At 67.1% G+C, this 14,718-nt stretch carries 14 protein-coding genes and 1 pseudogene; 4 read left to right on the plus strand and 11 right to left on the minus strand.

The features are described 5' to 3' along the window. Positions 1–52 precede the first annotated feature (52 nt). Positions 53–691 (plus strand): MSMEG_1061 family FMN-dependent PPOX-type flavoprotein, encoded by a 639-nt coding sequence (locus EV641_RS21555; protein WP_054717444.1) that lies wholly within the window; start codon positions 53–55, stop codon positions 689–691. Between the two features lie 10 nt (positions 692–701). On the opposite strand, the gene EV641_RS21560 is transcribed toward EV641_RS21555, so the two are convergent. The 7 genes from EV641_RS21560 to EV641_RS21590 all read right to left on the minus strand — a co-directional run bounded on the left by EV641_RS21560 (position 702) and on the right by EV641_RS21590 (position 9,705). Continuing rightward, on the minus strand, positions 702–1,685 hold the full coding sequence (locus EV641_RS21560) for an iron-siderophore ABC transporter substrate-binding protein (protein WP_132474420.1): 984 nt from the start codon (positions 1,683–1,685) through the stop codon (positions 702–704). A gap of 82 nt (positions 1,686–1,767) precedes the next feature. Continuing rightward, the gene (locus EV641_RS21565; RefSeq protein WP_054720470.1) at positions 1,768–2,898 is read right to left on the minus strand and encodes a VWA domain-containing protein; all 1,131 of its coding nucleotides are present in this window, start codon (positions 2,896–2,898) and stop codon (positions 1,768–1,770) included. A gap of 92 nt (positions 2,899–2,990) precedes the next feature. After that, positions 2,991–5,204: a DUF5682 family protein gene (locus EV641_RS21570; protein ID WP_132474424.1), complete on the minus strand. Its 2,214-nt coding sequence runs from the start codon at positions 5,202–5,204 to the stop codon at positions 2,991–2,993. Then, positions 5,183–6,286: an AAA family ATPase gene (locus tag EV641_RS21575; protein ID WP_132474426.1), complete on the minus strand. Its 1,104-nt coding sequence runs from the start codon at positions 6,284–6,286 to the stop codon at positions 5,183–5,185. The genes EV641_RS21570 and EV641_RS21575 overlap by 22 nt, the downstream gene beginning before the upstream one ends. Further along, a complete protein-coding gene (locus tag EV641_RS21580) occupies positions 6,283–7,716 on the minus strand; it encodes a DUF5691 domain-containing protein (RefSeq protein WP_132474428.1) in 1,434 nt (477 codons plus the stop codon). Before EV641_RS21580 ends, EV641_RS21575 begins: the two co-directional genes overlap by 4 nt. After that, a complete protein-coding gene (locus EV641_RS21585) occupies positions 7,713–9,035 on the minus strand; it encodes an SWIM zinc finger family protein (protein WP_132474430.1) in 1,323 nt (440 codons plus the stop codon). The genes EV641_RS21580 and EV641_RS21585 overlap by 4 nt, the downstream gene beginning before the upstream one ends. A gap of 43 nt (positions 9,036–9,078) precedes the next feature. Next, complete coding sequence (locus EV641_RS21590) at positions 9,079–9,705, minus strand: TetR/AcrR family transcriptional regulator C-terminal domain-containing protein (RefSeq protein WP_132474432.1); 627 nt, start codon at positions 9,703–9,705, stop codon at positions 9,079–9,081. Between the two features lie 114 nt (positions 9,706–9,819). Here EV641_RS21590 and bioB point away from each other — a divergent pair, with 114 nt between their 5' ends. Then, positions 9,820–10,833 carry a biotin synthase BioB gene (gene bioB, locus EV641_RS21595; RefSeq protein WP_132474434.1) on the plus strand — a complete coding sequence of 338 codons (1,014 nt, stop codon included), beginning with the start codon at positions 9,820–9,822 and terminating at the stop codon, positions 10,831–10,833. Positions 10,834–10,835: 2 nt separating this feature from the next. Then, entirely contained in the window at positions 10,836–11,027 is a 192-nt protein-coding gene (locus tag EV641_RS21600) for a hypothetical protein (protein ID WP_132474436.1), read from the plus strand. A gap of 49 nt (positions 11,028–11,076) precedes the next feature. Here the strand turns inward: EV641_RS21600 and EV641_RS21605 are convergent, their stop codons facing one another. From EV641_RS21605 to EV641_RS30290, 3 genes and pseudogenes are all read right to left on the minus strand, one after another. Further along, complete coding sequence (locus EV641_RS21605; protein WP_054714494.1) at positions 11,077–11,586, minus strand: nuclear transport factor 2 family protein; 510 nt, start codon at positions 11,584–11,586, stop codon at positions 11,077–11,079. A 5-nt stretch (positions 11,587–11,591) separates the two neighbouring features. Continuing rightward, positions 11,592–11,780 carry a hypothetical protein gene (locus tag EV641_RS29915; RefSeq protein ID WP_241997403.1) on the minus strand — a complete coding sequence of 63 codons (189 nt, stop codon included), beginning with the start codon at positions 11,778–11,780 and terminating at the stop codon, positions 11,592–11,594. A gap of 76 nt (positions 11,781–11,856) precedes the next feature. Next, positions 11,857–12,201, minus strand: a pseudogene (locus EV641_RS30290) (LLM class flavin-dependent oxidoreductase); the annotation flags it as partial. Positions 12,202–12,447: 246 nt separating this feature from the next. Here EV641_RS30290 and EV641_RS21615 point away from each other — a divergent pair. Further along, positions 12,448–14,121: an AMP-binding protein gene (locus EV641_RS21615; protein WP_132474438.1), complete on the plus strand. Its 1,674-nt coding sequence runs from the start codon at positions 12,448–12,450 to the stop codon at positions 14,119–14,121. A 29-nt stretch (positions 14,122–14,150) separates the two neighbouring features. Here EV641_RS21615 and EV641_RS21620 read toward each other — a convergent pair whose 3' ends face one another. After that, positions 14,151–14,585, minus strand: a complete 435-nt coding sequence (locus tag EV641_RS21620) for a nuclear transport factor 2 family protein (protein ID WP_054714477.1) — start codon at positions 14,583–14,585, stop codon at positions 14,151–14,153. Between the last annotated feature and the right edge of the window lie 133 nt (positions 14,586–14,718).

Genomic DNA, 14,718 nt, shown 5'->3' on the forward strand with positions numbered 1-14,718 from the left:
GGCGACCTGCCCCCCGGACCGTTGGGTATCGTCCGGGGCGGAGGTGGCGCCCGTGGAGGCAAACAGGATCGACGATCTCGTCCGCGAGAGGATCGACACGATCGAACAACTCGAGGCAGCGGTCGGCGAACCGTTCCCGGCGATGAAAGAGAAGACGACGCCGTTCACGACACCGTTGATGCGCGAATTCATTGCGCAGGCGCGGTTCTTCGTACTCGCAACATCCGATGCGGCCGGAAACTGCGACAGCTCACCACGCGGAGACCTGGTCAGCACGGTGCTCTTCCCCGACGAGAAGACTCTGATCCTGCCGGATCGCCCCGGGAACCGTCGCGCAGACTCGTACCGGAACATCCTCGAGAATCCCCATGTCGGAATTCTGTTCATCGTGCCGGGCAACGAAGAGGTCGTGCGCGTCAACGGTACGGCGTCGTTGTCCACCGACCCGGAACTTCTCGCCGAATTGGCGATGTCCGGCAAACCTGCCCAGCTCGCGGTGATCGTGCGGGTCGACGAAGCCTACCTCCACTGCGCACGGGCGTTGCTGCGCGCGAAGGTGTGGGAGCCGTCGACGTGGCCTGATCAGGACTCCGTCCCAGCGATCCGCGACATGGTCGCGCAGCAGCACCACCTCGACGTCTCCCAACTCGAACCTGCCCGCCAGGAGTCGTACCGCGAGTTCCTGTACTGACGCCCCCGCGTCAGGCGGTGACGCGTTCCGATATCTGCGGCAGGAGTTCCTCGAGGGCGAACGGGATCGACAGCGCCGAGTTCAGCGATATGGCATTGGCGACGTCGGAGCCGCTGTCGAGCACGAGTGCTCGTCCATCGCTCACCGCGGGAATCTGCTGGTACAGCGGATTGTCGGTCACCTCCGCGGAGTCGACGTAGATCGGCATCACGATCAGCAGATCGGCGTCGAGCATGCCCAGATTCTCATCCGAGATCGGGACGAAGAAGTTCTCGGTCGCGGTGGCCTCGACCTCCGGATTGTTCACGAACCCGAGGTCTTGCATGAACTGCACGCGGGCGTCGCGGGAGACGTAGGCACCCCACCCGTCCGCGGTGTACGACGCCACCGTCACCGTCTTGCCCGCGAACTCCGGGTGATCGGCCGCGGCCTGTGCGAACTGCGCGTCGATGCTGCTCACCACGTCCTCGCCCATCTCGGGGACACCGAGTGCGGTCGCGACCATCGTGATCTGGTCGTCGCGCGGTGTCAGGTACGCCGTCGCACCTTCCGGTGGGCCGACCGTCGGGGCGATCTGGGAGAGTGTGTCGTATCGTGCTTGCTCTCCCGAGCTTGCCGTGTCGAGAATCAGATCCGGCGCGAGCGCCGCGATCTGCTCGAACGACGGTTCCATGGTGCCGATGATTTCCGGTGACTCGGTGTACAGCCCCTGGGCCCAGGGGCCGATGCCGTCGCCACCGAACCCGAGCCAGTCGCTCGCCGCCACGGGTCGCACGCCGAGCGCGAGCGCGGTCTCCGCGTCGCCCCATCCGAGCGCGGCTACCCGCTCGGGTGCGGACTCGACGGTGACCTCACCGAACATGGTGTCGACGGTGGCGGGAAACGCGCCGTCCCCGGTGGCTCCGGTATCGCCGGAGGGTTCGTCGCTGCCGGAACCACAGCCGGCCACGACCAGAGCCGCGGCGGCGATGAAGGCCGCACTTCGAAGGTTCACAGGTGTCCTCGTTCCGTCGACCGAAGCCGGAGTCAGCTAGGTCAGGACATCCTAACTCTGCGATCGGCATCGTTGGGGATGGTCAGAGAGACTGCGCCCACCTGCCGATGTCGCCGCGTTCGAGCGACAGCGCCAACAACTCCGGGAACCTGTCGGGTGTGCAGGCAAACGCCGGGATACCGAGGCCTGCCAGCGCCGCCGCGTTGTCACGGTCGAACGACGGTGCACCCTCGTCGGACAACGCGAGCAGCACCACCACTTGAACACCCGCGTCCTTCATCGCGGCCATCCGCGTGAGCATCTCCGCGCGGATACCACCCTCGTACAGGTCGGAGATGAGAACGAACATGGACTCGGTGGGGCGCGTGATGAGCGACTGGCTGTACGCGATCGCCCGATTGATGTCGGTACCGCCGCCGAGCTGGGTCCCGAACAGGACATCGACCGGATCGGCCAGCTTGTCGGTCAGATCCACCACGGCCGTGTCGAACACGACCAATGATGTCCGCAGCGCCCGCATCGACGCAAGCACCGCGCCGAACACCGACGCGTACACCACACTCGACGCCATCGACCCCGACTGGTCGATCGCCAGCACCACGTCGCGTTGCACGGCCTGCGACCGTCGTCCGTAGCCGATGAGACGCTGCGGCACCACCGTCCTGTGCTCCGGCAGGTAGTGAGCAAGGTTCGCGCGGATCGTTCGGTTCCAGTCGATGTCGCGCAGCTTCGGATTCGATGTACGTGCCGAGCGGTTCAATGCTCCGGTCACCGCGGCACGGGTGTGCTGGGCGATGCGCTCCTCGACCGCGCGGACGACCTTCTCCACCACCATCCGCGCGGTGGCCTTCGTGGTCTCGGGCATCACCCGATTGAGGCTGAGCAGCGTTCCCACGAGATGGACATCCGGTTCGACGGCATCGAGCATCTCGGGTTCGAGGAGCAGCTGGGTCAAGCCGAGTCGATTCATCGCGTCGTGCTGCATCACCTGCACGACAGAAGTGGGGAAGTAGGTGCGGATATCGCCGAGCCAGCGCGCGACACGCGGTGCCGACGAACCGAGACCCGCACTCCGCGGGCCACTTCCTTCGGCGGAGTCGGGACGGTCGTAGAGCGCGGCGAGAGCGCCGTCCATCGCGGCATCGCTCGACGACCCGAGGGCGCAGGTCGACTCCTGCGCGGCTTGGCCGAGGAGCAGGCGCCAGCGGCGCATTCGCTCCTGATCTGTTGTCCAAGCATCTTCCGTCAGCGCTGCATCTTCCGGTATCACCGCGTCGGACTGTTCGATGGCATTCGATGGCGTCGTCATGCTCGCACTCCCAGTATCAGCGCCGTGGCGGCTGTGGCACGCCGGCCGCGTTCGACATCGACGTGGGTGACGGTACGGACCGTCGCACCGCCACGGAGGATGGCGCCGAGCGTTGCCCGTTCGGTCGCCTCGAAGCCCCCGAATGTTCGGCGCAGCACCGGGAGGACGTCGACGAAGTCCTGCCCGTGCAGCCCCGATACCCAGCGGTCGATCAGCGTCAGCAGTGCCCGATCGTGGATGAGCAACAGCGCGCCGTCGCCGACGAATCCGTCGATCCAGCGTGCCTTCGCAGCGGGTTCGCTGCCGATCGACAACGCGCGGGACACGCGCACCGCGGTTTCCTGTTCGTCGATGCGCCCCATGTCGCGGAGTAGACGCACTGTCCGGCCGGTGAGGATGCCGTCGACCCCGTCGCGATCGGCGATGACGGTGAGGGTGTCGAGCCATCTCTGTGTGGACGCGGTGTCGTCGCGCAGTGCGAGTGCTGCGTGGACGGCATCGACCTCGCGGCGGAGTGTGTCGGCCGCTTCGGTGTCGAGACCGGTCATCGCAGCGGGCAGGCCCGCACAGATCCGCACGAGGAGGGCGTCGGCCACGTGCGCGAGCGACGACAGGTCGGTGCCGCGCACATCGCCGTACCGCAGGGTGCGGATCAATGTGGGCAGCGCCGCCATCAGGTGAGCGACGTCGTGATCGAGCGCGGCGGCGGTGTCGATCGACCGGAGCAGGTCGGGTATCGCGTCGCGGAGATCGGCGAGCAGCGCCTCTTCGAGGAGATCCACCACGTGCGCCAGGGTGGCGTCGCGATCGTCTGCACGGTCGAGGACGAGCGCATGGGCGGCGGATTCGACGGTGGTGCCCCAGCGGGACGCCTCCACGAGCGACACCGACAACTCGGGTTCCCACTGCAGAGCCCAGGTCTCCCGGAACGTTCCCGTCGACCGCACATCGCTGGTACGCGGTACGCCCCAGGAGATCCCGAGCACCCTCAGGCGATGCAGCAGCCGTGAGCGCCCCAGATCGATCTGCTTACGCAGGTCGAGATCGAGGACTTTGTTCTGCGCAGAGCGCTTGAGCCGCAGTGTCTTCGACGTGGCCTGCAGATCGGCGTCGAGCGGCACCGTGGGAGTGTCGTCGGGGACCCTGCCGAGGGCCTGTCCGACGACGAGTGTGCGAGTGACGAACTCGAGGAGCACGTCGTCGCCGTCGCACAGCACCGCACGGGTGGCCTCGGTGACCTCGGCGAGGCCGGCCAGCGGTCGATTGCGCAACGCGGCCAGGGTGTCGGCGAGCCGGGTCGCTTCGATGACGTGAGCGCTCGATACCGGAAGGTCGTGTTCTCGCAGTGTCCGCGCGACCCGGGTGAGCCACCGCGTGATCGTGTCCTGCTGCTGGGCGAACAGATGGTGATACCAGCCGGGGGAGGTGATGCCCGCGCCGTAACCCGAGGCAGACGCCAACCGCGAATGAGTCCACGGAACCCACGTCATCGACGTCTTGACCTTGGGAACGCCCTTGAGCAGCCGCGCATCCGGCGCGGCCGGGCCGAGTTCGCCCGTCAGCGCGGGAGCGTGCATCGCACCGCACACCACCGCGATCTTCAGCGCGCCGGCCTTGATGGTGGCACGCAGCATCTGACGCATGTGCGCTTCGCGCCGCGCAGTGTGGTCGTCGAGCTCGGTGTCTTCGCGGAGCGCGGCCATAGCCTCCGTGATGGCGTCGAAATCGGTCAGGTGGTCGTGGTCGTCATCCGGTGTCCCGGACTCGACGACCGTGTCCCACCACTGTTCGAAGTCGTCGTACCCGCCGGCGGCGGCGAGCGCGACGAGCGGATCCGGCCGATCCTGCGCGGGTTCCCTGTCGGCGGCCAGTTGCTGCGCTGCGGGCAGGTCGCAGAACCGCACATCGGCGTCGTGCAGGATTGCCCAGCGCAGCGCCTGCCATTCCGGAGAGAACGCGGCGAACGGCCAGAACGCCGAGATCCCGGGCTCCCCGGTGGCATAGGCCAGCAGCGCCACCGGGGGTTGCAGATCGTCGGAGGCAGCCAATGCGACGAGCGGGTCGGCGTCGGACGGCCCCTCGATGAGAACGGTATCGGGTTCGAACTCGGCGAGGGCGCGCAACACTGCGCGGGCGGAACCAGGGCCGTGATGTCGGATTCCGAACACCCGTACCCGAACGGACTCCGTCACCCGGTGACCTCCCGGCAGGCACGGTAGAAGTCGGCCCAGTCCTCGCGCTCACGGACCACGGCCTCGAGGTATTCGATCCACACCTGCCGGTCGGCGGTCGGGTCCTTCACGACTGCACCGAGGATCCCCGCCGCGACATCGGACGAGCGCAGCACACCGTCGCCGAAGTGCGCCGACAGTGCCAGGCCGTTGGTGACCACCGAGATCGCCTCGGCCGTGGACAGCGTGCCCGACGGAGACTTGAGCTTGGTCCGTCCGTCGGTGCTCACGCCCGACCGCAGCTCCCGGAAGACCGTCACGACGCGGCGGATCTCCTCTGCGGCGGCCGGTACCCGGGGAAGCTCGAGCGCCGTTCCGAGTTGCTCCACCCGCCGTGCGACGATCGCGACCTCGTCCTCTTCGCTACCGGGCAACGGCAGGACGACGGTATTGAAGCGCCGGCGCAATGCGGACGACAGATCGTTGACTCCGCGGTCGCGGTCGTTGGCGGTCGCGATGACATTGAATCCCTTCGCAGCCTGTACCTCCATGTTCAGCTCGGGTACCGGCAAGGTCTTCTCCGACAGCACGGTGATCAGCGCGTCCTGCACATCTGCCGGGATGCGGGTGAGCTCCTCGACGCGCGCAATCGCGCCGTCGCGCATCGCGGTCATGATCGGTGACGGCACGAGCGCTGCGGGTGAGGGTCCCTCGGCGAGCAAGCGCGCATAGTTCCAGCCATACCGGATCGCCTCTTCCGCGGTGCCCGCGGTGCCCTGCACGAGCCGGGTCGACGACCCGGAGACCGCAGCCGCGAGATGTTCCGAGACCCAGGTCTTCGCCGTGCCGGGAACACCGAGCAGCAGCAACGCGCGATCGGTCGCGAGGGTCGCCACCGCGACCTCCATGAGGCGTCGCGGCCCGACGTACTTCGGCGAGATCACCGTGCCGTCGGAGAGTTCGCCTCCGAGCAGATAGGTCACGACCGCCCACGGGGACAGCCGCCACGACGGTGGGCGCGGACGGTCGTCGAGCAGGGCGAGCGCGGCGAGCTCGTCTGCGTACTGCTGTTCCGCGTGGGGGCGCAGCAGTGTCTGCTCGTCGATGACGTTGTCGGTCAACTCAACTCCTCGTGAAGGGTACGGCGTTGGCTCAGGATGTCTGCGGCGGTGGCGAAGCGGTTCAGCCGGTCGAGATCGTCGGTGCGGGTGGCGGCGTCGGCGAACAGGTCACCCACCTCGTACGGTGCGCGGTGCGCGAGCAGGGTGGTCAGCGAACGGAATGTGGTCGACTTCGGTGCCGCGGCGGTGTAGAGCGCCGCGAGTACCTTCTCTGCAACATCGACCGGCCACGGCGCAGGGAGTGCGTCGAGCAGGATCGTGTCGAGCAATTGGGTACCCGACGCTCCCCGCAGGTGCTCGATGAGGATGGAATGCGGGAGTGCCCCGGCGACGAGTTCGTCGACCTTCCCGTCGCGGCGGAGCATCGCGCTCGCCCACTTCTCGTCGACGTGGTCGGCGGTGGCGGTTTCCCAACCGGTGTGCACGGCATCGCGTAGTTCGTCGGCGACCTGCAATGCGAGGACGTCCTCGGGAGATCGGTCGGGCCCGCACCACGCAGCGAGCGGAGCGGAGGCCGCGAGCGACCATGTGCGGTGTACATCGACTGTGCCCAGCCTGCTCGGACCTCGCACATCGAGGCCGTCTCGCACTGCGTCGGCGTCCAACGTGTCGGGCAGCGAGATGACCAGGGTGGATCCGTCCACCCGTGTCCAGTCGTGCACCCGCTGAGCCATACGGCGGCCGAATGCGGAGTCGGGGAGTCGGCGCAGGAACCGGATGGCGACCTCGCGGACTCTGCCGCTGCGATCGTCCAGGGCACGTTCGAGCAGTTCTTCGTCGTGGCCGCCGAGTCCGGGGAAGAGTGCTTCGAGCAGGGTGAGGCGTGTCGCCGCATTCTCTGATTTCCACACCGTTGCCAGCCGCGCGGACGCGGCGGCGGGATCTGCTGTACGCAGGTTCTGGAACCACGCGCGTCGTCGGGCCGGTGTGCCGTGCAGCCACGTGTCGTCGTCGTTCAGGTCGGGTTCGACCAGCGGCGCCCACGCCGGATTCTGCGCCGCGACCCATCGGCCACGCGGGCCGGCAAGTGCGATCAGTGCCGAGCGGTGGGTGCTCCCCGCCGCCGACGCCCTGTCCAGCAGATCCACGATGAGCTCGGCCGGAGCCTTGAAGCGTGCTGCGGCACTGAACCATTCGTCGAGTAGGTCGGACCTGACGGTGAGGAGGCCGCGTAGTCTCTGCGTCGCGGCGGGAGGGAGCTCGGGTCGGGGATCGTCGGGGGCAGCGGCGGGTCGAGGGCGTGGGGTCGGGAGAGCTCCGCCCGTGAGGAAGACCGATTCGAGTGCTGCCGCGGCGAGTAGTCGGTGCTCGGCGGTGCCGATCGCCGATTCGGCAGCGTCGGCGGTGTGCAAGGAATCGAACGTCGGTGTCGCGCGCGCTGTACCGAGAAGGGCTGCAGTGGTGAGTGTTTCGATACCGGTATTGCTCACAGGGATGACCCTTCGGCGGTGGTGGACAGGTCGGTGCCGGTGAACATCGCGGCGGGGATGAGGCTGCGGCCGTCCCAGTCGCCGCATACTGTCAATGGACGACCGCCCGCGACCGCGAGCAGTCGCCACCGGTCGTTGTCGTCGCCTCCGAGTGGCAGTGCCCGACCGTGCTCGTCGACGAGATGCCAGCCGTCGTCGGCGCGGGTGGGGGTCACCGCGTCGAGAAGCATGGGCCACGACCGGGTCCACGGGTCGGCGGCGAGTACATCGGCGTAATCGGCCAGTGCTCCGTCGAGGTCGGTCCCCGGCGACGAGGAGATCAGCGCCGGAGGGCCGTGCTGGGTTCCGAGCTGCGCGCGCAGGGGTGCGGCGGCCGGATAGAAGTGCAGGTCGCAGTCGACCGCCGTGCCGACCGTCGGTGCTGCATCGGGGAACCGCTGCGTGCCGTGGGTGAAGTCGAGCAGGATCGCCCAGCGCCCGCTGGTACGTCCGCGCAGCCATACCTTCCTGGTGTACACGCGGTTGTCTTCGGTGACGCGGGTGGCGAGCACCTGCCAGTGATCGCGGACGGCGGGTTCGCGCCGGACGTCGTCGGCCTTCGTCGGGAAGCCGAGATGGGTGTGCACGGACCGGGCGAGCGACTCGGGAAGCGAGGTCACCTCGCGGTACGCGCGGATAAGCAGGTAGATGCGGCTGTAGTCGGACAGAAGCTTTGTGGGCCAGTCTGTTCCGGAGGCTGCTACCCCTGGGAGTGCGCGCAGCATCGAGGCGACGCCGGGCGCCTGCGCGTCGATCATGCGTGATGCCACCGCATCGTAGGTGCTGTAGTCGTGGGAGGTCGACCCGAGCCCGCTGCGGACCCGGTCGGTGAGCCAGCGTTCGAGATCGTCGAGCCCCGCGGCGACACGTTCGGCGCGCCGTTGTGCCGTCGCAGGGTCGGGAGTCTTCGCCGAGGGGCGGGTCTCGATGGCCGTGTCGTCGGTCGCTGCGGCGGACTTCTCGGCCCGGCTGTCGAGCCACTCGGCGGAGAATCCGGGTTCGGTGCCCGCCGGAATGTTCCCCGCCACCCAGAGCGTCAGCAGGCTCAGTGCGTGCTTGCACGGGAACTTGCGGCTCGGGCACGAGCAGCGGAATGCGGGGCCGGTGAGATCCACCGTGGTGGCGTAGGGCTTCGACCCGCTGCCCCGGCACAGTCCCCAGATCGAGCGCTCGGAAGAACCGGTGTCGGACCACGCCGACGAGAGCCGATGTGCCGCCGACATCGACGCCTGATCCGGCGCTGCTGCGGTGATCTGTTCGAGGGTCCAGGGGGTTGTCACGGTGAAGGAACGTACGGCAGCACTCTGACAGATTCGTAAACGATCAGGACGATACGTGTTCGGTGAGGCGGCGGCGGATCCCGTCGACGAGCAGCGTCAAGCCGAAGTCGAATCGGATGGCGGGATCGCCGTCCAGCAGGTCGTCGTCCGACGTCGCGACGTTCTCGGTTGCGGTACCGGGGGAGATCGGTGAGCGGGTGAGTGCCCCGACTTCGGCGAGTTGAAGACGTGACTGCTCGTCGACGGTGTGGCCGAGAACATAGTGCAGTAGCGCGTAACCGGTGAGTTCGGCGTGTGCGCGGGACAGTCCCGCGCGCAGTGCGGCCGTGACGAAACTGTCGCGGGCGGGGGAGGTCGTCAGGCGCGAGGCGTAGGTTGCGGCGACCAGTTCGGCGCCGTCGCGGTGGGCGAGCAGAGCGCCGCGGAAACGGTAGGCGAGTTCGTTGAGTGCGGCGTCCCACGTGTCGGCGGAAGGTGTTGCATCGACGCCGTCGAGGATACGGTCGGCCATCGCACCGAGCAGGGTCTGTTTGTTGGGGAAGTGCCAGTAGAGCGCGCCGGGCTGCACGCCGAGTGAGGTCGCGAGTTTGCGCATGGTCAGGTCGCCCAGACCGTACTCGTCGAGTATCGCCATGGCGCCGTCGAGGACATCGCCGCGTCGTAGCTGCACCGGTGTCTGCTCCCTGTCTCGTAGTTGCTCTGCGTTGACACTATCGGACCTCGACTCTAACCTGAACACTGTTCAAGTGAACGGTGTTCAAGTTCCGAGACCCAGGAGTTCGCAGTGACCCACGCCCCCGCCCGAGTCGACATCCTCGAACTCGCACGTGACCAAGTGCTCCGGCGTGGTCGAGGACTCGACCGTGCACAGACACTCGAAGTCCTGCGCCTGCCCGACGGCCGGCTCGAGGAGCTGCTCTCGCTCGCGCACGAGGTGCGGATGGCATGGTGCGGACCCGAAGTGGAGGTCGAGGGCATCATCAGCCTCAAGACCGGCGGGTGCCCTGAGGACTGCCACTTCTGCTCCCAGTCCGGACTGTTCGCCTCGCCCGTCCGATCGGCGTGGCTCGACATCCCCGCCCTGGTCGAGGCTGCCAAGCAGACTGCGAAGACCGGAGCGACCGAATTCTGCATCGTGGCGGCGGTCCGCGGTCCCGATGCCCGGCTGATGGCGCAGGTCGCGGCGGGTGTCGAGGCCATCCGCGGCGAGGTCGACATCCAGGTCGCGTGCTCACTGGGCATGCTCACCCGGGACCAGGTCGACCAGCTCGCCGCACTCGGTGTGCATCGCTACAACCACAACCTCGAGACCGCGAGATCCTTCTTTCCCAATGTCGTCACGACACACACGTGGGAGGAGCGGTGGGAGACACTGAGCATGGTCCGCGAAGCCGGCATGGAGGTGTGCTGCGGTGGAATCCTCGGAATGGGAGAAACCCTCGAACAGCGCGCCGAATTCGCCGCCGACCTCGCCGCGCTCGAACCCGACGAGGTCCCCCTCAACTTCCTCAACCCGAGGCCCGGAACCCCGTTCGGCGATCTCGAAGTCCTTCCCGCGTCGGAGGCACTCAAGGCCGTTGCGGCGTTCCGTCTCGCCTTGCCTCGCACGATTCTCCGCTTCGCCGGAGGGCGAGAGATCACTCTCGGCGACCTCGGTGCGAAGCAGGGCATCCTCGGTGGAATCAACGCCGTGATCGTCGGGAACTACCTGACCACGCTGGGGCGGCGCGCCGAGACCGATCTCGACCTGCTCGACGAACTGAAGATGCCCATCAAAGCGCTCGGCGAGAGCATCTGAGCATGTTCGATCCCTTCACCGGTGCCGCCGGCGGCACCGCGGAACTCCCCGTGGCCGCCCGGCTGGGCCTCGAACCGCCCCGCTACTGCACCCGGTGTGGACGGCGGATGATCGTGCAGATCGCCCCGGATGGATGGTGGGCCCGGTGTTCACGACACGGGACGATCGACTCCTGGCGCGACGACCAGCGCTGAGGGCACCGTCGCCGGCCGCACCACGATCGCGCACGGGCCCGGCACGAGTTCACGCCCGATCTGCGACCCGGGACCGCAGCGCTGCCAGCAGGTCGGACTCGTCCCGGCTTCCGCGCGGGCCGAGCCCTTCCGGTGCTGTCATCCGGTCCGCATCCGAGCGAGTCCATTCCCGGACTGCCCACCGTTCAGTGATCGCCCAGCGTCCGTCCCGCCGGTCCATCAGATCGATGAATCGCGCGCCACTGGTGAAATCGTCGCGATCGGGGTGCCCCCAATGTGTGTTGGTGGAGTAGGCCTCGCTGATCGCGAATTCGCCGAACAGTTCGACGAGATGGTTGCCGACGTGGTGCATCGTGCCGCCGAGCAACTCGAGTCTCGGCTTTACCCAGGCGATGTACTCGTCGACGTTGCCATCGAAACCGGTGTGGTGGTCGATACCGTCCGGGTGATAGCAGTCGCGCACCAGAGCGAAGTCGAGTCGGTCGATGCCGCGGCAGTACCGCAACACCACCTCCCGGATCTCCTGCTTGTCGAGCAGATCCTGTAACGCTCGCGACATGTCGGTCACGGTCTGTCCTCCTCGAGTCCGACCATCCAGTCGAGCAGTGACTGAACGCGGTCGGATGTGATGTCGAATGCCGTCGGTCGGAACACCACAACGGTCGCGCCGTGCGCGTGCCACTCGCGGGCCCGATCCGCGGCGGCCGACAGATCGACTGCGCCGCAACGGTCGCGGATCGGTGTCACCGACACCTGGATCCTGATGGAGTTGGGGGTCGCGACCCTGCTCCGAGAAGCATTGCCGGAGCAGGGCGACAGCCTCGGGAAAGGTCGTCATGTCGGTCGGGTTGACCGTCCAGCCGTCTGCCACCCGGGCGATCCGTTCGAAGTTGCGCCGGCTCGGGCCGAACCCGAACAACACCGGCACGCGAGGTTGCACCGGTAGCGGGTACGAGTGGAAATCTTCGAACGAATAGCCGCGTCCTGTGAACGCGGCCGGTGGCGGCTTCCACAGTTCCCGGCACGCCGCGACGGTCTGCTCCATGCGGCCAGGTCCAGCACCGACCGGATCCGTCCGTCGTAGAGCGCCTCCGCGCCGAGGATGTTGATCCCGACTTCCAACCTGCTCACCGCGCGTGCATCCCATGCGTCCCGTGGCCGAGATCGATGCCATGCCTCAATGGATCGGTGGAGATGTCCAATGGCGGAACCCTTCTCGCGTACTCGGATTTCCGCGAAGGATCACACGGGTGTAGTTCCGCACGGAAGCCACTTCCACTGAACGGGACCGGCCCGGATCCCGTTCCGTGGGCTGGCTAGCGTGCGGTGTCCACGGGGTATCCACGGTGAACGGGACCGTAGCCCGAGAACCCGCTGGTGGTGCGTCACGACTGCCGCACCACACAAGCCGAACGCAGGAGTGAAGTTGGAACGCGCGACGATCGCCGAGATGTTGCTCGACCGGCTCGGGGACGAACATCTCGGCACCCGGACCGGGGAACGGGACTGGACGTGGGACGAGACCGTTCGTGAAAGCGCGGCGCGCGGCGCGTTGGCTGCCTCGCTGCGAAAGGAAGGACCGTTCCACATCGGGGTGCTGCTCGAGAACGTCCCCGAATTCTTGTTCTGGCTCGGTGGTGCAGCACTGAGCGGTGCAACGATCGTGGGGATCAACCCGACGCGTCGCGGCGCGGAACTCGAAGCCGAGATCCGCTACGTGGATTGCCAGCTCATCGTGACCGACATCGACGGGATGGCGAAACTGTGGGGCCTCGACCTCGGCCTCACCGAGGACCGATTCGTCCTCGTCGACGATCCGGCTTATGCCGAGACCGTTGCAGCGCACTGGGTCGACCAGCCGGCCGTGGACCCGTCGATCGACGAGTCGTCTCTGTTCCTGCTCCTGTTCACGTCGGGTACGACGGGCATGTCGAAGGCGGTGCGCTGCAGCCAGGGCCGGCTTGCTCGGCTGGCGTATGCGAACTCCGCGAAATACGGTCATGTGCGCGAGGACGTCGACTATTGCTGCATGCCGCTGTTCCACGGCAATGCGCTCATGGCGCTGTGGGCGCCCGCACTGGCGAATGGCGCCACCATCTGCCTGCCGCACGCGCGCAAGTTCTCGGCATCGGGATTCCTGCCCGACGTGAAGTATTTCGGTGCAACGTTCTTCACGTACGTCGGCAAGGCGCTGTCGTATCTGATGGCGACCGAGGAACGTCCCGACGATATCGACAACACCCTCGTGCGTGGATTCGGCACCGAGGCGTCCCCCGAGGACAAGGCCGAGTTCGTCCGCCGATTCGGCGCGCAGCTGTACGAGGGCTACGGCTCTTCCGAGGGCGCCGGTTCGGTGAGGCTCGACCCGGACGCGCCCGAGGGGGCGCTCGGCCGACCCGCGCACGACGATGTCGCTGTGGTCGACCCGGATACCCGTGCCGAATGTGTCCGCGCGAAGCTCGACGAGCACGGCCGCGTCCTGAATCCGGACGAGGCGATCGGCGAGATGATCGACAAGGGTGGCGCGAAGCGGTTCGAGGGGTACTACAAGAACGAGCAGGCCGTCGCCGACCGGATCAGACACGGCTGGTACTGGACCGGCGACCTCGGCTACCTCGACGAGGCGGGCTTCATCTACTTCGCCGGCCGGAAGGGCGATTGGATCCGCGTCGACGGGGAGAACACTTCCGCGTTGATGATCGAACGGATCGTGCGTCGGCATCCGAAGGTGATCGCGACCGGTGTGTATGCGGTGCCGGACCCCCGCTCCGGCGATCAGGTGATGGCCGCGATCGAGGTCGCAGACCCCACGGATTTCGATCCGGTCGAGTTCGCCGAGTTCCTCGCCGACCAGGACGATCTCGGTACCAAATCCGCGCCCCGGCTGCTGCGCGTGTCGACAGATCTTCCGGTGACCGGATCGAACAAGGTGCTCAAGAGGGAACTGCAGGCACGCGCATGGCGGTGCGACGAACCTGTGTACCGCTGGGAAGGACGAGGCGAGCCCGACTACGTCCTGATGTCGGATGAGGACAAGGACGAGCTCGAAGCGCAGTTCGCTGCGTCCGGGCGGCAGCGGTTCCTCAACGGCTGACAGACACGGCTACGGGTGGACGGCCGGTCTCAGAGGCCGGGCACGGTGACGGCATGGTCCTCGATGTAATCGACGACGAGTTCTCGTCGCGAGATCTTCCAAACCCCGTCCACCCGCCGGTAGTCGTCCCGGTATCGGATGGCAATCGCGTTGTCGCGCATGCCGTCACGACCGCGATACAGATGGTGTGCCAGGCAGTAGACCCATCCCGCGGCGTTGTCGCCGTCCACATCGAGAACCTGCTGGTGCACGGCGTGATGGGTGGAATGCAGGTGTGCGGTGCCGCCGAGCACGACCGCGACGATCGCCTCGGCACCTACCGTGATCACATTCTCGGTGCCGCGGGTCACTGCGGGAGGCTGGACGAACTCGGCGTCCGCGGTGAACAAGGAGGCCAGAGCGGCACTGTTTCGATCATCGACCGCCACTGCATAGCGGCCGGCCAGATCCGACGGGGTGTTCATGGCGACGAGTATGCAGTCATCGGGTCTACCGCCGGCTACCGAACCCGCTCAGCGGAATCTACCGCTCAGTGAGACCGGACGGGACCTGATGCGGATACCTCTTTAGCGTCCGAGTTCCGCGGATGGCGATGAA

This window comes from Rhodococcus sp. SMB37, from assembly GCF_004345605.1.
Lineage (GTDB): Bacteria > Actinomycetota > Actinomycetes > Mycobacteriales > Mycobacteriaceae > Rhodococcus.